Below are 18,999 nucleotides of genomic sequence, written 5' to 3' on the forward strand. Positions count from 1 at the left end.
GCTCCGGCCCCAACTCCAGAACCCTCGGCTCCAGCGGCCCCGGCGGCTCCGGCCCCAGCTCCGGCGGCCCCGGCCCCAGCTCCAGTTGCGCCAGCGCCAAGTCCAGTGGATTCAGGAGCGTCTGCGGAGTAAAATATAAAATGTAAATAATTGCTTAGATGCGTTGCGTTTTTTGCGCGTTTATATAATTTAAGCATCTTAGAAGAGGTTAGGCTGGTTTATGGCATTTTTGTTCGGGGAAGTAGGTGCATCGGGCATCCCCATGTATTACTTTCAATTAGTTTACGTAGTTGGCTTTATTGCTGCTGTTGTAATTGGCTCGCTTGCTTGGTACAACTCCAAGCGTCCTCCAGGTTGGGAAGATGCGGCACGTCCTGACTTTATACCCGATGTGGAAGCTAAGGATGTAGAGAGTCAGGAAAGCGATCAAGCCTAGGTCTGAGTTTAGTCAATCACTCGTAGGCGACCTTGGCTGATCGCCTCAAAGATTTTTTGTACCTGTGCCTGTTCATGGCTGTTGAGTTGTGCTTTGCCGAGCAATGATGCCATCAGTGCCTGTTGAGTTTCGCGATTGATTCGGCGACGATTGAGGATTGTTTGCATGAGACCCTCTAGGGACTGGGTCGTAGCTTTGTGGTTTAGCATGGCATTGGCTCTAAGGACAACTACAGGAAACAGAAATTAGTGAGTTATAAAGTCTTTGAAGAGAACTTTTATGTCTACTCCTAATATGCTCTCTGGGCAAGGTTTTCACCGTGATTTTTAGTGTCTAAACCTGTGATCCTTGGCACGCTTTTAGGTGATTTAATTCAAGTTAAATAAAAGTATATTCAGAAGATTTTTAGGCATTATCACTTTTGCAGCGAAAATACTCTGAGAGTGCGGCAATCAAACCTGAGACGAGAATGAGTAACACGCTCAAGGCATTGATGTCAGGTTTAATACCCGTTTTGACACGACTGAAAATTTCAATTGGTAGCGGATTTGCCCCACCTGCAGTGAAGCTAGAAATCAGTAGGTCGTCCATGCTTAGAACAAAGGCTAGCAAACACCCTGACAAAATGGCTGGTGTTAGCTGCGGGATTAAGACTTTGATTAGGGCTTGGGTAGGGGTGGCACCTAGATCTAAGGCGGCTTCTTCTAGGTTGGGATCTAATCCCTTGAGGCGGCTAGAGACAACAATGGCAATGTAGGCCAAGCAGAACACCATGTGGGCGGCTATGGCTGTCCATAAACTCAGTGGGATGGCTACAGATGCTAAGAAGACCAGTGTAGCGACTGCGATCGCAATATCTGGAATAATTAGCGGCAAATAGGAAATGCCGGTATACAGCGATTTACCTGGAAATCGATACTTCGATAACCCCACGGCCATTAACGTGCCGAGCACCGAAGAGACCGCAACAGCGCACAGGGCAATTTTGAGACTATCGCCCAGGGCAAAAAACAGCCGCTCATCACCTAGCAACTTGCGATACCAGGTGAGGCTAAACCCCTTCCAAATAGCGCCATACCGCGACTCATTAAAGCTGTACACTCCCAAAATAATAATGGGGATGTACATAAAGCTGTACATGGCCAGGGTCAGCATGGCCTGCCATGACGGGAGCTTGCGTTCAGTTTTCTGATTGGTAGAGGCAGCAGGTTTCATGAATAAAGCTCAGGGTTGCGATCGCCATATTTGAGTAAAAGTGCGATCGCTAAGCTCACCATCAAGATCAACACCATACTCAGTGCAGAACCAAATCCCCAATTACGAGCTACTCCCAAAAACTGGTTATAGATCAATCGGGAGATAGTCATACTGTTGGGACCTCCCAGCAGAGTGGGCACCACAAAATCACCCAGGCTGGTAACAAACACCAGCAAGCAGCCAGCCGCAATTCCTGGCATGGTTTGAGGCACAGTGACGCGCCAAAACGCTATGCGCGGATTTGCGCCTAGGTCGGCAGCTGCTTCCAGGAGCTGCAAATCTAACCGCTCCAGAGAGGCATATAAAATTAGCACCATATAGGGCAGAAAACTATAGGTCATGCCGATATACACGGCCCAAGGTGTATTCATCAAGTCTTGAGTTGGTAATCCCAGGGTGCTCAAGACCAGGTTAATCACCCCAGATCGTCTGAGTAGCGTGATCCATGCATAGGTGCGCAGCAATGATGATGTCCAAAGGGGCAAAATAAATAGCACCAATAGCAAGTTCCGCCATCGCTTAGGTGCCATGAGGGCTAGCCAGTAGGCCACTGGAAAGCCCAGGAGTAAGCACAATAATGTGGTGCCCATTGCAAATGTAGCTGAGCGCTGTAAAACCTGTAGATAAGTAGGTTCTAAAATTCTGAGATAGTTGAGTAGGCCATAACCTTCAATTGCCTCGCCTGGTCTCAGGCCGGGTACCAGGCTCAACTCTCCAATCAACAAGGTTGGCAGCACAATTAACAGCAACAGCCATATCCCTGCTGGTCCTAATAATCCTAACGGCCTTACACTAGCCCTGAGCTTCTGTCCAATGGTGGCCATATTCAGGGCTTTTGGTAAGGCCGCTGTTGGTCCAATACCTCTATCCATTACTTTAGGCGCTGGTAACTTTAGTCCAGTACTCGTCGTAAAGGGCGTTAGCCTCACCAACCGGAGCAATGCCTTCGCACTTGGCTAGGATATCCTCGGGAGGGAATAAATTTTTATTGTCCAGAAGCTCTTGGGAGAGCATCGTCATCGCTTCTCCATTAGGCGTGGCAAAGAACAAACGCTCTACCGTATCTTTTGAAACCTGGGGCTGTAGGTTGAAATTAATCCACTCATATGCCGCCTCCACATTAGGCGCAGATGTGGGAATCACAATGGTGTCTGTCCAAACCGAGGAGCCACTTTCTGGAATCACGTACTTGAAATTGGGGTTTTCAAGACTGACTGGGATACCTTCTACTGAATACACCATGGACAGTAATAAGTCACCGCTCAGTAGTTCGTCTTGCCAGCCAAATGACTTGAATGATGCCAGAGAAGGCTTGAGCTCAAGCAGTTTCTGGTAGGCCTCTTCTAGTTGGGCAGGGTCAGTGGCGTTATAGGAATATCCCAAGGAGCTAAGAACTGCCCCCATGGTTTCGCGCACATCGTCAAGCATGGTCATTTTGCGCGATAGGACGTCACTGTTATCCCAGAGATAATCCCAATCTGTAGGTGCTGTAGTCAGGACTTCAGAGTTATAAAGCAGACCTGTGGTGCCCCAGCTGTAAGGAATGCTGTGGGTATTGTCTTCATCGTATACAGGGCTCTTCCACTTCTCCCGCATTTTGTCTAAGCCTACGAGTCGAGACTTATCCAATTCGGTGAGCATACCTAGACCGATCATCTCAGTGACCATGTAGTCTGACGGATAAAGCAAACTGTAGTTCGCTCCACCACCGGCCTGCATCTTAGCCAACATGGTTTCATTGGAATCATAGACGTCGATTTTGACTTCTATTCCAGTGGCTTCAGTGAACTGTGCAGCGAGTTCATCGTCTGTATAATCAGCCCACGTATAAATGTGTAGTGTGCCAGAGGCTGGGGCTGAATCAGTCGTATCAGCACTGGGGGGTGTTTCGGTGGTCTCGCCGATGGTGCGGCGACAGTTCGACAGACCGACTCCAGCTAGGGCTGCTACAGAGCCTTGCAAAAAACGGCGACGAGACGTACGCGAAAACAAAGATGAATTGCGGGATAGTCGGCGGGGCACAGTCTTTCTCTCCTCTAAGCAGACACCATGAATACTTTAGAACCACTTCCTGACCTTAGGCTATTGGGAAATCGGAATTTGTTCATGTCGATCGTTATCAGGGAGTAGGAACGACTTGGTTTTGAAATCAGGAGTAGCTGAGTTATCGATAACCTTGATTATGTGGGGCTATGGTCTATAAGGACCTGGCAGTCAGGGGCAGCCCAAGATACATGGACTGGAGTTCCTGGTTGATACGTCATATGGTTGGGTTGCAGCACGCGCAACTGTTCACCTGTAGCTAATTCAATAATGCAATGAATATGGGGACCTGTGTATAGGGTGTGTTTAACTTCACCTGCATAACAGTTGTCATGGTTGATAGGTTTTGCTGTCTCAGTTTTAGCTCTCAGGTGAATTTTTTCAGGGCGAATACTAATATCCACTGAGCTGCTACCGTTAAGCTGCTTCAAGTCTGTAGATGAGGGGGAAAGAGCTACCTGAAGACCGTTGGCGGTGACCAGCGTTAGCGGCTGGTTTTGAATTTGTCCTGAGAGTAAATTGGTATCACCGATAAAGTCAGCGACAAATGCGGTTGTGGGGTGTTCATAGATTTCATTGGGCGAGCCCACCTGTTCGATGCAGCCATCTTTCATCACCGCAATGCGATCAGATAGGGAAAGTGCTTCTTCTTGGTCGTGGGTCACCATGATGAAGGTAATCCCCAAACGTTGGTGCAGGTTCGAAAGTTCAACTTGCATCTGTTTGCGCAGCTTTAAATCCAAAGCTCCCAATGGCTCATCCAGAAGCATCACTGCGGGGCGATTCACAAGGGCACGGGCCAAAGCCACCCGCTGTTTTTGGCCTCCAGATAACTGATTGGGAAACCGTCTGGCAAAGCTTTCCATTTGCACCAAGTTGAGGGCCTCCCCTACCTGGTGGCGCAGCTCAGACTTGGCAGTTTTTTTGATTTTGAGGCCAAATGCTACGTTGTCCCATACGCTCATGTGATTAAACAAAGCGTAGCTCTGAAATACAGTATTGACTGAACGGCGGTGGGCAGGTACGCCATTCATACATTGCCCTTGAATTGTTAACTCGCCGGAGGTGAGTGTCTCAAACCCAGCAATCATACGGAGTGTAGTGGTTTTTCCACATCCCGATGGTCCGAGGATGCTAAAGAACTCTCCCTGTCGAATCTGTAAATTAAGGCCTTGAACTGCCGTCTCATCCCCAAAGATTTTGACGACGTCTTTGAGTTCTACATCCAATGCCGCCGCTAGTGTGTCTGCTGGCGGAGAGATCGTTTGAGCCATAGGATGCAACCCTCATGATTGTCCATTTGAATTATTTTACGGTCAGTAGCCCAAAATCCCAATTAATTGGTAGGGGCAATATTCAGGGAGTGATGAGATGTGAGGGCAAGGGTACCCAAACCATGACGTGTTGCCAGATGCTGGGTTGCTGTGATGTTGAGCATTTTCATTCTGCTGGGATTTTGCCTTAGGAGCTACACTGTTCAAAGCTTAAGCTATCTATTTGGACGCAGTTTTAGCTTAGGTATGTAAATCTATTAATCACTGATAATCACTGAATTGGTGGATGGAACCTGTAATTTGAGGAATATGGCTTGATGGTATCTACCCCCATGCCTCTCTCCATTCGCCGCTGCCCTGTTTCTATAATTTTGCCCCGTCGCTAAAATTTTTCAGCATAGTCAATCATGGTCTTTCTTCAATACCCCTCTGCCAAGGTTGAAAAAAAGGGAGGACGTACTGTTGGTCGCCAATACCAGTCAGTGATCATGATGCTTTTTGTGTCGTTGGTGATGCTGGGAGGCATTGGTAGCCGGCTGTTTTATTTGCAATTGGTGGAAGGCGAACGCAATCGTGAGCTGGCCGAAGAAAATCGGATTTTGCTGCTGCCAAGACGACCGGCTCGGGGCACGATGTTTGACCGCAAAGGCAAAATTTTGGCGGGTAGTCGTCTTTCTCACTCGGTTTCTATTTGGCCCATTGCACTACCGGTGGATCAACGTGATCGAGTGGTAGAACGTCTAGCTCAGTTATTGGAAATCCCAAAAGAGGAGATTCAGCAACGGATTGCATCGGCTGGATATGAGTCGACTCAGTCCATTGCGATCGCCCGTGGCCTGAGTCCGGCTCAGACCACCGCCCTGGCCGAATATGCATCGGAACTACCGGGTGTGCGAGTGGAGGCAGAAGCGATCCGAAGCTATCCCAATGGTGACCTGGCCGCCCATGTCATTGGCTATACAGGGGAGATTGACGAAGCAGAATTTGACCAAATGGTGGCGGATGGGCGCGACTATCGCCTTGGGGATATCATTGGCAAAATGGGTTCTGAAAAATCCTTTGAGTCAATGTTGCGTGGCGTTTGGGGTGGTCAGCAGGTTGAGGTCGATAGTGCTGGCAATGTTCTCAGTATTTTGGGGGAAAAACCGCCGCAATCGGGTCAAAATATTCGCCTGACATTGGATTTGGAGCTACAGAAATCTGCTGAAAAGGCTTTAGGTGATAACGTTGGAGCCATTATTGCTATGGATCCCAATGATGGAGCGATCTTGGCCATGGTTAGTCGACCTACATTTGATCCCAATATTTTTTCTACCCGGATTACCCAAGCCCAATGGGAGCAGCTGAACAGCCGTGGCAATCCATTTTTGAATCGTTCTCTACAGGCTTATCCACCCGCTAGTACCTTTAAAATCATTACCACTGCTGCTGCAATTGAGTCGGGGGCATTTGCGGCCAATACCGTTTTACCCACTTTCCCCAATATCAATGCGGGGGGTATTTTATTTTGGGACTGGAACAATGCTGGATTTGGTCCCCTGGGATTTGTTGGAGCCATGCAGTGGAGCAGCGATACCTTTTTCTATCAAGTGGGGATGAGGATGGGGCATGAACCCATCATCGAGTGGATGCGCAAGTATGGTTTGGGAGAGAAAACTGGCATTGAACTAGGATCTGAGGAGGCTGCTGGGTTGGTGCCTGACGAGGCCTGGAAACAGGAAATGCTTGAAGAACCATGGTATCTAGGGGACACCATTAACATGACCATCGGCCAGGGCTATATGCAGGTAACACCGCTACAAACGGCGGTGATGTTTGCGATCGCAGCCAATGGCGGTTATCGGGTTACCCCTCACTTATTATTAGATGGTGCTGAATCCAAACAGTGGAAAACGTCCGTTGGCATGCAGCCTGAGACTATCAAGGTGATTCAAGATGGTTTGCGCAAGGTAGTGACCAGCGGTACAGGTACCCGATTAAACGTTCCTACAATTCCAACACCAGCGGGTAAAAGCGGTACGGCAGAAGCACCTCCCTTTGAAAACCACACCTGGTTTGGGGCCTATGCCCCCTTTGAAAACCCTGAGGTTTTGGTTGTCGCGTTTGGAGAGCATTCCGGTGGTGGTGGTGGTGCTTTTGCTGCCCCCATGGTTAAAGAAGTATTGGAGGTCTATTTCAACGGACCATCGAAGAAAAAGAAGGATGAGGAGGCACCACCATCCGCAGGATAGGAATTTGTAGAGGTCTGCATGCAGACCTCTACAAATTCCTACAAACTCCTCTAGCTACGTAGAGTAACTTTGAACTTTTTCTCCAATGCGGCGCGGATTTTGTCCTGTAGGGGGTCAATATCCTGGTCGGTTAGGGTGCGATCGCTAGCTCGGTACAGCATACGAAATGCTAAACTCCGCTGACCCTCAGGCACTCCCTGACCCTTGTACTCATCAAACAGGGTGACTGTTTCCAAGAGCTGACCCCCCGTGCGAGAAATTAGCTTCTCTAGGTCGGCTACGGATACGTTAGTGGGTGCATAGAAGGCAATGTCACGGTCGGACCCAGGATAGGGGGAGAAGCTCTTGAACTTAGGCGCACGGAAGCGGTCGCTGACGAGACATGTGGCGATCGCATCCCAGTTCAGCTCAAATACGTAAACTTCTTCTGGCAAATCCCGCTCTTGACGTAGCCGGGGATGGAGCTGACCAAAGGTGCCCAAACGCGTACGACCCCGTACCCATAGAGACGCGGTGCGGCCAGGATGTAATCTCTCATCCTCGCTATCAGGTCGGTAATCGACAGCCAGACCGACCTGCTGGAATACAGTCTCCAGGATTCCTTTGGCTTCATACCAGGTCATAGGCGCTGTTGTGCCACTCCACTGACCTTCAGCCGCGTTGCCACCCAGAATGCCGCCTATGCGCTCATATTCGTTAAGCTGACCATCTTCATTAGCAAATACATGGCCAATCTCAAAGGCATTGAGAGGACCATTGCCCTTCTCCAGGTTGGATTGAAACCCATCGATCAAACCGGAGAGTAAATCGGAGCGTAGAGCGGAATATTCTGTAAATAGGGGATTTTCAAGCACTACGCGCTGAGGGGCTGGATTCGTTAGTGAATAGTGCAGCACTTCAGTCAAGCCAGCTCCCCGGAAGGCGGCCCTTAGCTGACGTGCCAAGGCTGCTTCAGGGGAGAGTCGACCACGGGATGTCTGCTGGGGCAAGGTGTTGCCAAAGCGGTTGTAGCCAAATAAGCGGGCCACTTCTTCGATCAAGTCAATTTCCCGTTCCAGGTCACGATAGCGATAGGCAGGGACGGTGACGATCCAGGCACCATCACCATCGTTCGTCAGACCGCAGCCTAAACGAGCCAACGTATCTTCCACATCAGCAGCGTTGAGGGGGGTGACAGTGCTATCTTCGGCGATGTAATTGCCCAGGATTTGCCGTACTCGCTCCAGCCTTAAGCCCACTGTGCGAGTGGGCGTGATTTTGCCGATCTCGGTGCGTTCGTCCTGTAGGTGGGTTGCCTTAGCATCCGTTAGCTCCACCATGAGCTGAATCGCTCGGCCAGCAGCCAGCTCTAGTTCAGCTGGATTGACACCTCGCTCATAGCGAGCTGATGCTTCTGTGCGCAACCCCTGACTCCGAGCTGAACGTCGAATCACAGCCGCATCAAAGAATGCGGCCTCAAGAAAAACGTTTTGAGTGCCGTCGTAAACTTCAGAGTCTTCGCCACCCATGACACCAGCAAGCGCTACGGGCTCATCATTGGCGGTAATGGCTAAGGTCTGGTCTTTCAGCGGTCGATCTTGGCCATCCAGAGTTTTGAGGGTTTCGTCAGGTTTGCCAAAGCGGACGCTAATCGTTGTTTGTTTTCCTTGCGTCAGACGATCAAGATCAAAGGCATGGAGGGGCTGGCCCCATTCCAAAAGTACATAGTTGGTAATATCCACCACATTGTTGATGGAGCGAGTACCCGAAGCTTCCAAGCGTTGCTTGAGCCAGGTGGGGGATGGGCCAATTTTTACCTGCTCTAATACTGTGCCGATGTAAATGGGGCAGGCTTTGGGATCTGAAAGTGCGATCTCAATCTGACTCTTCGCAGTCGTCGGCACAGCCACCTCTTGAATGGGCAGCTTGAGCTCTGCGCCAGTAATGGCAGCAACTTCACGGGCAATGCCCACCATGCTGAGTGCATCGGCCCGATTGGCCGTTGACGATAAATCAAGGACAGTGTCATCTAAACCTAACAATGGGCGTACATCTTGCCCCAATTCCAAGGTGGATTCCCCAAAGACATGGATGCCTGCTGAGTCCTTGGCCAAACCCAGCTCGGCTAAAGAACAAATCATGCCTGAGGAAAGGATGCCGCGTACCTTACGTGACTTAATTTTTAGGTCTACCTGGGGTAAATAAGTATTCACCTTAGCCACAGGGACCAAAATATCGGCCCGCACATTGGCTGCGCCACAGACAATGGTGGACGGTTCAACTTCACCGATATCCACGGTACAAACGCTCAGCTTATCAGCGTCTGGGTGAGGCTGGCGGTCAGTTACCCTGCCAACAACTACACCATCAGCCCAGCTACGGCGTTCTTCAATATCTTCTACTTCAAACCCTGCCATTGTTAGAGCGTCGCCAATGGCTTCAGGTGTTAGCTTAGGATCGACAAATTCTTTGAGCCAGTTGACAGAAATGCGCATGGAAACTGGGTTAAACGGTAATGGCAATAGACCGAAATCATTTTACCGTTGAAGCCCCGATTTAAGCCGCCTGTTTAATTGTGTTGCGCGAGTCTGAATATTCTCTCATATCAATTCCCTAAAATAGGCTCAACGCTTTATCCTTAAGACACCAATTCTTAAATTGACACTGGCACCATTAACAGTTGGATAAGATAATAAAGATAATAAACAAATACATTGTGATTATTTGATAAGCAATATTGCTTTAATACTGATCTAATCTCCATGTGGGCAAAGCCAAGGGAATTCTTTAAATGGGTAAGGAATAAAATTAAGCTATTAAAAGAATCTTGGTTATTCTCTTACTCATGGCTGATGGTTGAGAAATGCGAAGTAATTAGAAATTACTGGAGCAAATTCCAATCGATTTCATTCTCTATGGATTCAGTGGTAAAGGGTCGTTCCCTGCCCAGTGTTTTGAGATGTCGTGCCATAGTTAAACCATAGCCCCATTCATATCATGTGAGCAGGGTGGCTAAAGCTACATGACCTACTGCATCAATTCAGAGTGTCCTAGCCCTAAAAATCCGTCCACGGCAAGACAGTGTCTTGCATGTGGGGCAGATTTACTATTACGCGATCGCTATCGTGTCAGCGGCGCGTTAGGTAAGGGTGGTTTTGGCACTACATTTCTGGCCCATGATGAGGGCTTACCTGGCTGTCCGCCTTGTGTAATTAAGCAATTGCGACCCACTGCAGAAGCTCCCCATGTGATGCAGATGGCCCGCGATCTATTTGCGCGTGAAGCTAAAATCCTTGGCAAAATTGGCAATCATCCTCAACTGCCACGTCTGCTAGATTACTTTGAAGCCCGCACAGATTTCTTCTTAGTGCAGGAATATATCCATGGTTTCACACTTCAGAAAGAGGTAAAAACCAATGGGGCGTTTAGCGAAGCTGGTACCAAACAATTTCTAAGTGAAGTGTTGCCAGTCATGCAGTACATTCATCGTAACCAAGTCATTCATCGTGACATTAAACCAGCTAACCTGATTCGTCGGGATGCCGATAAGCGTTTAGTACTGATTGATTTTGGTGCCGTCAAAGATAAGGTGAACCCGGTTAAGGCGAATGAAGAGTCGGGGCATACAGCCTTAACTGCTTATGCTGTAGGTACTCCAGGTTATGCACCGCCTGAGCAAATGGCAATGAGACCGGTATATGCCAGTGATATCTATGCAATTGGGGTTACCTGTCTCTATCTGCTAACGGCAAAGTCGCCGAAGGAGATGTCCTATGATCCCCAGTCTGGGGAGATTCTTTGGCAGCAGCATGTAAAAGTGAGCGATCACTTCGCAAATGTTTTGAGCAAAATGCTGGAAATTTCAGTGCGCCATCGCTATAGTTCAGCTGATGCCATTTTGCGAGATCTTGATTTAGAGCCATATTTAGATAGCCTGGCGCAAAATATGGCGATTCCTACCACTGCACCTAAAGATGTCGGGCCTGTGAGTCAGCCGACCTTCAATAGTGACGATACGGCTACAGTATTGGGGTTAGATGATTCCCAATCTGTAGTTTCCCCATCCGCTCGGATGGCGGCAGCTATTCGGGCGCGAAAGGAACGACGCCAAAATACAAAACCATCTCCAGTTGCACCCCGTCGCCCTTCGGGTAATTTGTTGTCTAGTAGCTCAAGCCAATCGGGTCCCTTTTCTGGGCATGGTAAGAAAATTACACCTGAAGCGGTGCAAAGGGCTTATAGTCGAGGTCATCGTGATTTTTCTTTGCAGCCTTTGGCTCAGCTCAATTTACAACGCATGATCCTTAGCGGTGCGAGTTTTGCTGGTGCGCAGCTGAGGTACTGTAATTTACAAGGGGCTGACCTCACGAATACCAACTTGAGCAAGGCTGACTTGCGTCAATGTAATTTGAAAAATGCCAAGCTTTCCAATGCTTATATGGGAGCAGTAAATTTGGAGAATAGCGATCTGCGTGGGGCTAACTTGAGTCGTAGTAATTTGGCAGGCGCTAACCTCAAAGGGGTCAACTTGTGTGGTGCTGATTTAACAGGCGCTAATCTAACTGAGAGTCAGTTAGCGGCAGCTAAAACAAACTGGTCTACGATCTACCCCAATGGGCGTCGAGGGCTACGCTAAAGACCTAAGAGATTTGCCTCTACCTTACACCCGATTTTTCCTGAGCCGCGTTAGGATAACTAAGGTAATTTTTGTGACGATCTATTAATTCTATGTTTCTTGATGAGCTCACACCTCTTGTGCAAGAACTCTTGGGAAATCCTATGGCCTTTGTTGGCGGATTTGCATCTGGTCTTCTAAAGCTCAACTTGAATGATGATCCAGTCAAAAGCTGGTTGGTGGATCAGGGAGCCAGTGTTGCAGACCAGGCAGATGATGATGATAATTCTGGCAAAGGCCCTCAAACTATTTCTATTGACTAGGCAGTAATTCTGAAATCCAGGCTTGTATTTGAGATTTTAAGGGTGAGCTAGGAGCTTTACACAGGAGTTCCAGAGCCTTTTGATAGTCTCCAAAGGCACAGTTCCAATGGCCAATTAATTGATAAGTACGTCCTCGCTCTGCGTAGATGTGAGCGTTTAATTGACCTAAAAATAGTGCTAAATCGAAGCAAACGATGGCATCGTCATACATCTGGAGGGCTCTGAACAGTACACCCTGATGGAGCCTTGCTTGAGTGTTATGTGGGTTGATATCGATAGCGAAGTCGTAGTCGGTAATGGCTGCATCCCAATGCTCTAGTGCGATATTGCACCGGGCACGATACGCATAAATCCGATCATCGTTGGGATTAATCTGAAGCGCCTGGTTGTAATCGCGTATTGCTTGAGGCCACTTTCCTCTGTGATAGTGCATTAGGCCCCGGTTGCTATAGTGCTTTGAGGTTTGAGGCTCCTGAGCAATCAGATAGCTCAATAGATGAATTGCCGTGGAATAATCCTGCTGCTGTATGGCTTGATGCAGTAACTTGTGGGTGTTTTTCCTTGTATGGCTAACTGAAAGGCTGTTGGCAGATGATGGGGGTCTAGATAGCAGCATGTTGATTGCACTCCCTATCGTTTCAGGCTAATGGATAGAGTTAGCCACTAACCGAGGTAATAGCGCGTTGTTCATGCCTGACAACACCACTAACTGAATCGTTGCATGGCTGTTGTTTCTGGCCCAACCGGGAAATAACGGAGCATTGCTCGTAAAATCACAAAGTTAATAGGTGTTTTTACGTACACCGAATCCCCTGACAGTTGCCAAACATTACAGCTCGTGGGGTTTTATAACGGATTTCAGCGGAATTCTTTGCTACTTCCTTGAGACAGTTACGATTGGAAGCGGTAAAGCTAGCAAAAATCGTTTTGAGCTACTATGACTCTCTCTTCTCCGTCGACAGTGCTATCAGACAATGACTACGTGATTGTTGGTTTAGCTCACTGTTTTATGAAGCAAGACGGTGATGTGGTGCCGGTAAAAATTTTAGAGCCTGTTCCCTCTGCTTATTTTGAAGCGCTTGTTAAAGGGGTGCCCACGTCCTATAGGACCCTCTACAGTTTGCAGCTGGGTGAGCTAGTAAAAGATAAGCAGCCAATCGTAACTCATTTACCCGTTGATCCAAAAAATGTTCAATTTTGTGAGGATTTTGTAGAGCGGGCATTAGCGGCTGCAAGAACCTATCAAACGAGAGACGATATTCAGGCGAAGGTGCCCTATGGTCAATCATTTTCGGATGTAAATTTCTCTAGTGAGAAGAAGCGAATCTTAAATTCGACTAACAATGTGACTGCTGAAGACAATGTGAAGCAGCACAAATATACTCATATGACACTTTAGCCTTGCAATAGACTATAGAGCTGCGGACTTCAGGCATACGTTGTTTGGGGGCAATATTAAAAATAAAGAGGGAGCAGTCCATAGACCGCTCCCTCTTTATTAAAAAACATTGAGAATTTGAGAAAACTGAATTGACGAGAGGTCGATTAATATAAGTGGAATTGCGATCGCAACAATATGATCACATCCTGATTAACCAACCGAAAGGCACTTGACACTGGGGCTAATTACTTAAGGAATGTGACTTAACGAAAACCAACAGATGCCTGCCAAACGAAAGCTAGTAGCAAGAAAAATATAGGTAGAATAGGCAAAATATCTACCAGGGGAGCAAATGCTTGATATGCTTCGGGGAGTTTAGCTAACAGTAGGACCGCGTCCATGAAAACCTCTCTACGTTGGCGACAGTTTGCTTAATAATTGACTCACATCTTAACATGCTGTGGTGCATGCTAAGGTTTGTTCATATTTTGTCTAGCTACTAGAAGTAGAGGGTTCTAGCCACTGTTGAAACTTTGCCACAAACTGATTTTGTAAAATTGCTTTACGAATGGCCTGGGTAAATCGAATTAGCTCAGTGATGTTATGAATAGATAACAGCGTATATGCCAGAAGTTCGTGGGCATGGATCAAATGGCAAAGATAAGCCCGCGTAAAATTCTTGCAGGTGTAGCAGGTGCACGTTGAGTCCAGGGGAGTGAGGTCCCGACGAAACTTTTGATTCTTTAAATTCCATCGTTCACCTTGAACCAAGGCTGCTCCATGGCGAGCTAAACGAGTTGGAATGACACAGTCAAATAGATCCATGCCAGCGGCAATTGCTTGAGCCATTTCTCGGTAGGTGCCGACACCCATGAGATATCGAGGTTTATCGGGTGGCAGTAGCGGCGTGGTGGCTTGAACGATTTTTTCTATGAGCTCAGGCGGTTCACCGACGCTGACACCGCCGATGGCATAGCCGGGTAAGTCTAACTCCACTAGCTGTTCTGCAGCGGCTTGGCGTAAATCTAGATGAACACCGCCTTGTACAATGCCAAACAGAGCCTGATCGTTGCGTTGATGTGCCTCTATACAGCGCGTCAGCCAGCGATAAGTACGTTGGGTGGCTGCTTCGACTGCCTCTCGATGGGCGGGATAGGGGGGACATTCGTCAAAGGCCATAATCACATCAGCTCCCAACTGATTTTGGATGCGGATGGATTCCTCCGGCGGCATATAAATAACACGACCATCGCGGGGTGAGCGGAAGGTGACCCCCTCTTCAGAAATTGTACGGATTTTGCTCAAGCTAAAGACCTGGAAACCCCCTGAGTCGGTCAACATAGGGCCAGACCAGCCCATAAACTTGTGTAGCCCACCGGCCTCAGCCACTAAATCTTCACCAGGTTGTAGGTGTAGGTGGTAAGTATTGGACAGCACCATTTGTGCGCCAGTATCTTTGAGCTGTGATGGCGTTATGGTCTTAACATTTGCTAAGGTGCCCACTGGCATAAAACGTGGCGTGTGGACTGGGCCATGGGGTGTATGAAAAATTCCTGCTCTCGCCTTAGTGTGGCAGCAGGAGGCTTGATGTTCGAATGAAAAATGGTCAGTACCCAACAGTTAGTGTTGTCCTCAAGTAATACTGTTGGCAACGTTACTAGATTTAAGCTAATGGATACAAGTGACTAACTCGTAAAGTTATTGCTGTCATCGTCTAGACAAGCATCCCACCGAGCTGTTAATGCCTCAGCCAGCATAGCTTCTAGCGTAGCGTCATTAATGTTGCAGCTATTCTGCTCTGTGAGAGGATTTGATTGGGGCAAAATGCGAAGGCAACGGTTGTCCTGGATTAAATCAAAATAAGGTTGGTTATCCGCTAGCTGCCCCATCTCCAAGTAGTCAAAGCTAGCGACGTTGAGATAGAGACTTCTGTTGGCCACCAGCGTTGCTTGTTGAGGATCGCTAAAGACTTCGACGACATAACCCTCGCCTTCTCTGAGAACTTGTTCTTCTTGTTGATGGATATACCGAACACGTCCTAGATGCTGCAAGATTCGCACCATGTCCTTTGGGTTGACTACGATGCCTACATCGACAAGACATGGGGCTGGTAAGGAAGTTGTTGAAGGTTGATAGCTCATAACAGGGTCGGTAGATGGGCACTTATAGTCAGCAGTGGGCCCGTGAAACACCGAAGTTTTTAACAATCTATACTCAAGATAGATGAAATCTGATTATTTGGAACGTCCAAGACAAAAATAATCTTTCTGTTTGTTTGTATCCTTTTAACTTCACATTATTTCAGCAATTTTTCGTACTGCCTTCAGCCAGAATACTGAACGTTAATTCTTACGTCTCAGATTAATCGTGTGGTCAGAGTACGTTGCTGACTGCTCAAGTTATTTGATGACAAGCTTTTGAAGGAAATTTATGGAGCAGTGGATTAAAGCTTTTGCCCGAGCTGGACAGCAACAATGGGCTTTGTTAAATGGAGCTTTGTTGTTTTACACGAGTGTGCCGTTACCTCGGCAATGGCCAGCAGAGTTAGGGCAGGTCGCCCGCATCGTTCCTGTTATTGGTCTTGGATTGGGGGGGCTTTTGACGGTGCTTGATGCTGTGCTCAGCCTTGGGATGCCGCTTTTGCTCCGTAGTGCTGTGCTCATTTTGGTAGGGGTCCGACTGACCGGAGGATTGCATTTAGATGGTGCCATGGATACCGCCGATGGCCTTGCAGTGCAGGATAACCGACGGTTAGACGTGATGGCCGATAGCTGTTCCGGGGCATTTGGAGTGATGGTTGCGATCGCAATTCTGCTGCTCAAAACAGTTGCCTTAGCAGCGATTACTCAGGGGCGATGGTTTGCCCTGATGGCATCGGCTGCCTGGGGACGGTGGGGTCAGCAGTGGGCTATTGCTACTTATTCCTATCTAAAACCCAGGGGTAAGGGGGCATTTCATAAGCAAGCACTACCATCCTGTTGGTACGCTCTACCCTGGGCGATAGGACTGGTGCTATTGACCGGTTTAGGTGTTGTTGCGGGAGGTATTTCCTGGCGTTATGGTGTTGTTGCGATCGCAGCTGGATTAAGCAGTGCTGGGTTGGTGGCAGACTGGCTCAATCGCAGATTAGGGGGACATACAGGGGATACCTATGGGGCCGTTGTCGAGTGGGTTGAGGTTGTTGTTCTGGTGAGCTTAGCGTGCGCTAACTAGGGAGGCTGTCAGGGTAGGATCCTGGAATAAGGGAGTGCTGAGGTAGCGTTCACCAAAGCTAGGCTGAATCACGACGATCAATTTGCCTGCATTTTCAGGTCGGCGACCTACTTTGATAGCCGCACAGAGTGCTGCACCACTGGAAATACCAGACAAAATTCCTTCTTCTTTGGCAAGACGACGACCAAAAGAAATAGCTTCGTCATCCGTCACGGGAATAACTTCGTCAATGAGTTCTACTTGCAATACTTCAGGTACAAAACCGGCACCGATACCTTGAATCTTATGGGGACCAGGTTTTCCGCCAGTGAGTACTTGACTGTTGGCGGGTTCTACGGCGATGGTTTGAAACTCAAGTTTGCGTTGTTTAAGGACTTCACTGACTCCGGTAATCGTGCCACCAGTGCCCACGCCAGCGACTAAAAAATCTGCCTGCCCCTCGGTATCTTGCCAGATTTCTTCCGCTGTCGTGTTGCGGTGCATATCTGGATTGGCCGGGTTGCGAAACTGTTGCAGCATGTAAGCATTTGGTGTTGATGCTACCAACTGCTGGGCCCGCTGAATGCACCCTGCCATCCCCTCATTGCCTGGGGTCAGTTCTAGCTCGGCACCGTAGGCACGTAACATGGACCGACGCTCGGCGCTCATGGTTTCTGGCATGGTCAAAATCAAACGATAGCCTTTAGCTGCCGATACCATGGCTAAAGCGATGCCAGTATTCCCAGAAGTTGGTTCCACTAACGTGGTTTTACCAGGTTGAATTTTGCCTGCGGCCTCGGCAGCGGCGATCATATTGACGCCAATTCTGTCCTTAACCGAAGCCGACGGGTTCATGCCTTCAAGTTTGAGAACAATTTGAGCCACACATTCCTCACTTTGAGGAATGCGATTGAGCTTTACTAGCGGTGTTCGACCCACCAGTTCAGTAATATTTTGGGCGATCCGCATGGCCAGCTATTTCCCAATGCGCTAAATGTAATACATCAAATCAACCTGATGTTTGGCGTTGCGTTGCTCTACCAAATCTTGCAAAGTGTGAGCAGATAGCACTTCTCTAGCCGCTTCCTGCACTGCTTGCCACAAGCTCCGGACAACCTGCCGCTCTGTTGTCAATACAGCATCGCTTGCATTGTCCTTCTTTTCTAGACCTTCGATACAATTTACAACGTCCAATAGCAATACATTCCACGGAGCCTGTGCTAATAAATAGCCTCCTTTGGCACCGCGTTGACTTTTTACAAAACCTGCGCGGCGTAATGTGGCTAAAAGTTGCTCTAAATATCGATCAGGAATATTTTGTTGAGCTGCAATTTGACGAATTTGCAGAGGCTCGCTCTTTTCATAGTGCAAGCTGAGTTCTAGCAGTGCAAGCAGGGCGTATTCACTTTTGCAAGAGAGTTCCACGGGGCGGCATAGCTGCAACCCTTATAGTATACTCCGGTTCTCCACTGGGGAATGGATAATTACATATTTATGATGATTATTTCTACCATGCCGAACTGGGGTGCCAGCTCTATGGGTCAGACATTTACTATTTATATGCTCGGGTTATATGCTCGGAGCTAATAATGTGTGCCTCATCTAAGTCTGAGATTTGAGCTTTTCTAGCAGATGGTTGTAATCGGGATGAAATCGAGGATGGAGCAAACGCTTGACGGGTTTACCCTGTTGGATATGCTGCTCCAGAATGTCATTGACGTCATGGGGATGAACACGGCAGTACCAAACATTATCAGGAGCCACTCTGACGTTAGGTCCTGAACCGCATTGGCCGAGACAAGAACTGGCTGCCACCATCAAATCGGGACCTGCATATTGCTTTAAAGTCTTGAGTACAGCTGCTGAATTGAAGCGAGTGCAACTGCGGTACTGGCAAACTTGAATAAATCGGCGTTGGGGTGACGATTTGCTAGCCGCTCGGTTAGCTGGAAGTTCTTCCATCAGGAATGATGACCAAAAAAAGGCCTAAATTGGACAGCTGCAAGTATGAGCATAAAAAATCACACCCGCAGCTATTGAGTGAAAATCAAGGACACACAACCAGCCTTGTGTTTCGTATCATTGCAGGATTGACCATAAAGTGCAAACTATCTTGCTATCTATAAGGAAAATTCATAAAAATTGGCCTGACTATTGGTGTGCTTAAGGTCATGCGAAATCATATTGTTGCGATAGTGACTCTTGATAAACCCTGGTTGTAAGGCTTGTAACAGTTGTTGTGGGCTGCCAGATGTTTTTGCAAGACTT

General features: G+C 48.1%; 19 protein-coding genes. 6 read left to right on the plus strand and 13 right to left on the minus strand.

Annotation, left to right across the window (positions count from 1 at the left end; translation table 11 throughout):
- The first annotated feature begins 220 nt into the window (after positions 1 to 220).
- Entirely contained in the window at positions 221 to 436 is a 216-nt protein-coding gene (gene psb35, locus DXZ20_RS19900) for a photosystem II assembly protein Psb35 (protein WP_163661128.1), read from the plus strand.
- Positions 437 to 444: 8 nt separating this feature from the next.
- On the opposite strand, the gene DXZ20_RS19905 is transcribed toward psb35, so the two are convergent.
- From DXZ20_RS19905 to DXZ20_RS19925, 5 genes are all read right to left on the minus strand, one after another.
- Positions 445 to 645, minus strand: coding sequence for a hypothetical protein (locus DXZ20_RS19905; protein ID WP_163661126.1), 201 nt, complete (start codon positions 643 to 645; stop codon positions 445 to 447).
- Positions 646 to 841: 196 nt separating this feature from the next.
- Entirely contained in the window at positions 842 to 1,651 is an 810-nt protein-coding gene (locus tag DXZ20_RS19910; protein WP_163661125.1) for an ABC transporter permease, read from the minus strand.
- Positions 1,648 to 2,517 carry an ABC transporter permease gene (locus DXZ20_RS19915; protein ID WP_250564824.1) on the minus strand — a complete coding sequence of 290 codons (870 nt, stop codon included), beginning with the start codon at positions 2,515 to 2,517 and terminating at the stop codon, positions 1,648 to 1,650. The genes DXZ20_RS19910 and DXZ20_RS19915 overlap by 4 nt, the downstream gene beginning before the upstream one ends.
- Before the next feature lie 52 nt (positions 2,518 to 2,569).
- Positions 2,570 to 3,715: an extracellular solute-binding protein gene (locus tag DXZ20_RS19920; RefSeq protein ID WP_163661121.1), complete on the minus strand. Its 1,146-nt coding sequence runs from the start codon at positions 3,713 to 3,715 to the stop codon at positions 2,570 to 2,572.
- 158 nt (positions 3,716 to 3,873) lie between these two features.
- Positions 3,874 to 5,010 carry an ABC transporter ATP-binding protein gene (locus DXZ20_RS19925; RefSeq protein WP_163661119.1) on the minus strand — a complete coding sequence of 379 codons (1,137 nt, stop codon included), beginning with the start codon at positions 5,008 to 5,010 and terminating at the stop codon, positions 3,874 to 3,876.
- Positions 5,011 to 5,417: 407 nt separating this feature from the next.
- Between DXZ20_RS19925 and mrdA the strand changes: the two genes are divergently transcribed.
- Positions 5,418 to 7,241, plus strand: a complete 1,824-nt coding sequence (gene mrdA / locus DXZ20_RS19930; RefSeq protein WP_163700046.1) for a penicillin-binding protein 2 — start codon at positions 5,418 to 5,420, stop codon at positions 7,239 to 7,241.
- A gap of 50 nt (positions 7,242 to 7,291) precedes the next feature.
- Here the strand turns inward: mrdA and pheT are convergent, their stop codons facing one another.
- Positions 7,292 to 9,715, minus strand: coding sequence for a phenylalanine--tRNA ligase subunit beta (gene pheT / locus DXZ20_RS19935; RefSeq protein WP_163661115.1), 2,424 nt, complete (start codon positions 9,713 to 9,715; stop codon positions 7,292 to 7,294).
- Between the two features lie 527 nt (positions 9,716 to 10,242).
- Here pheT and DXZ20_RS19940 point away from each other — a divergent pair.
- Both DXZ20_RS19940 and DXZ20_RS19945 read left to right on the plus strand, forming a co-directional pair.
- On the plus strand, positions 10,243 to 11,856 hold the full coding sequence (locus tag DXZ20_RS19940) for a serine/threonine-protein kinase (RefSeq protein WP_163661113.1): 1,614 nt from the start codon (positions 10,243 to 10,245) through the stop codon (positions 11,854 to 11,856).
- 92 nt (positions 11,857 to 11,948) lie between these two features.
- The gene (locus DXZ20_RS19945; protein WP_006517302.1) at positions 11,949 to 12,158 is read left to right on the plus strand and encodes a ssl0294 family protein; all 210 of its coding nucleotides are present in this window, start codon (positions 11,949 to 11,951) and stop codon (positions 12,156 to 12,158) included.
- On the opposite strand, the gene DXZ20_RS19950 is transcribed toward DXZ20_RS19945, so the two are convergent.
- Positions 12,148 to 12,774 carry a tetratricopeptide repeat protein gene (locus tag DXZ20_RS19950; protein ID WP_163700048.1) on the minus strand — a complete coding sequence of 209 codons (627 nt, stop codon included), beginning with the start codon at positions 12,772 to 12,774 and terminating at the stop codon, positions 12,148 to 12,150. The two genes, DXZ20_RS19945 and DXZ20_RS19950, sit on opposite strands and share 11 nt — an antisense overlap.
- Before the next feature lie 321 nt (positions 12,775 to 13,095).
- On the opposite strand from DXZ20_RS19950, the gene DXZ20_RS19955 reads away from it, so the two are divergent.
- On the plus strand, positions 13,096 to 13,557 hold the full coding sequence (locus DXZ20_RS19955) for a hypothetical protein (RefSeq protein ID WP_163700050.1): 462 nt from the start codon (positions 13,096 to 13,098) through the stop codon (positions 13,555 to 13,557).
- Between the two features lie 245 nt (positions 13,558 to 13,802).
- Here DXZ20_RS19955 and DXZ20_RS19960 read toward each other — a convergent pair whose 3' ends face one another.
- The 3 genes from DXZ20_RS19960 to DXZ20_RS19970 form a co-directional block, all read right to left on the minus strand.
- Positions 13,803 to 13,940, minus strand: a complete 138-nt coding sequence (locus tag DXZ20_RS19960) for a photosystem II reaction center protein K (protein ID WP_006517305.1) — start codon at positions 13,938 to 13,940, stop codon at positions 13,803 to 13,805.
- A gap of 91 nt (positions 13,941 to 14,031) precedes the next feature.
- Positions 14,032 to 15,156 carry a tRNA guanosine(34) transglycosylase Tgt gene (gene tgt / locus DXZ20_RS19965; RefSeq protein WP_163700052.1) on the minus strand — a complete coding sequence of 375 codons (1,125 nt, stop codon included), beginning with the start codon at positions 15,154 to 15,156 and terminating at the stop codon, positions 14,032 to 14,034.
- Between the two features lie 68 nt (positions 15,157 to 15,224).
- Positions 15,225 to 15,680 carry a hypothetical protein gene (locus DXZ20_RS19970; RefSeq protein ID WP_163700054.1) on the minus strand — a complete coding sequence of 152 codons (456 nt, stop codon included), beginning with the start codon at positions 15,678 to 15,680 and terminating at the stop codon, positions 15,225 to 15,227.
- Positions 15,681 to 15,969: 289 nt separating this feature from the next.
- Between DXZ20_RS19970 and cobS the strand changes: the two genes are divergently transcribed.
- A complete protein-coding gene (cobS, locus tag DXZ20_RS19975; protein ID WP_163661103.1) occupies positions 15,970 to 16,752 on the plus strand; it encodes an adenosylcobinamide-GDP ribazoletransferase in 783 nt (260 codons plus the stop codon).
- On the opposite strand, the gene cysK is transcribed toward cobS, so the two are convergent.
- From cysK to DXZ20_RS19990, 3 genes are all read right to left on the minus strand, one after another.
- Entirely contained in the window at positions 16,735 to 17,700 is a 966-nt protein-coding gene (gene cysK, locus DXZ20_RS19980; RefSeq protein ID WP_163700056.1) for a cysteine synthase A, read from the minus strand. The genes cobS and cysK overlap by 18 nt on opposite strands.
- Positions 17,701 to 17,721: 21 nt before the next feature.
- The gene (locus DXZ20_RS19985; RefSeq protein WP_006517310.1) at positions 17,722 to 18,156 is read right to left on the minus strand and encodes an RrF2 family transcriptional regulator; all 435 of its coding nucleotides are present in this window, start codon (positions 18,154 to 18,156) and stop codon (positions 17,722 to 17,724) included.
- 177 nt (positions 18,157 to 18,333) lie between these two features.
- A complete protein-coding gene (locus tag DXZ20_RS19990; protein WP_163700058.1) occupies positions 18,334 to 18,693 on the minus strand; it encodes a (2Fe-2S) ferredoxin domain-containing protein in 360 nt (119 codons plus the stop codon).
- Positions 18,694 to 18,999: the final 306 nt, after the last annotated feature.

This window comes from Adonisia turfae CCMR0081 (genome assembly GCF_011009555.1).
In the GTDB taxonomy this organism is placed as follows: domain Bacteria; phylum Cyanobacteriota; class Cyanobacteriia; order Phormidesmidales; family Phormidesmidaceae; genus Leptothoe; species Leptothoe turfae.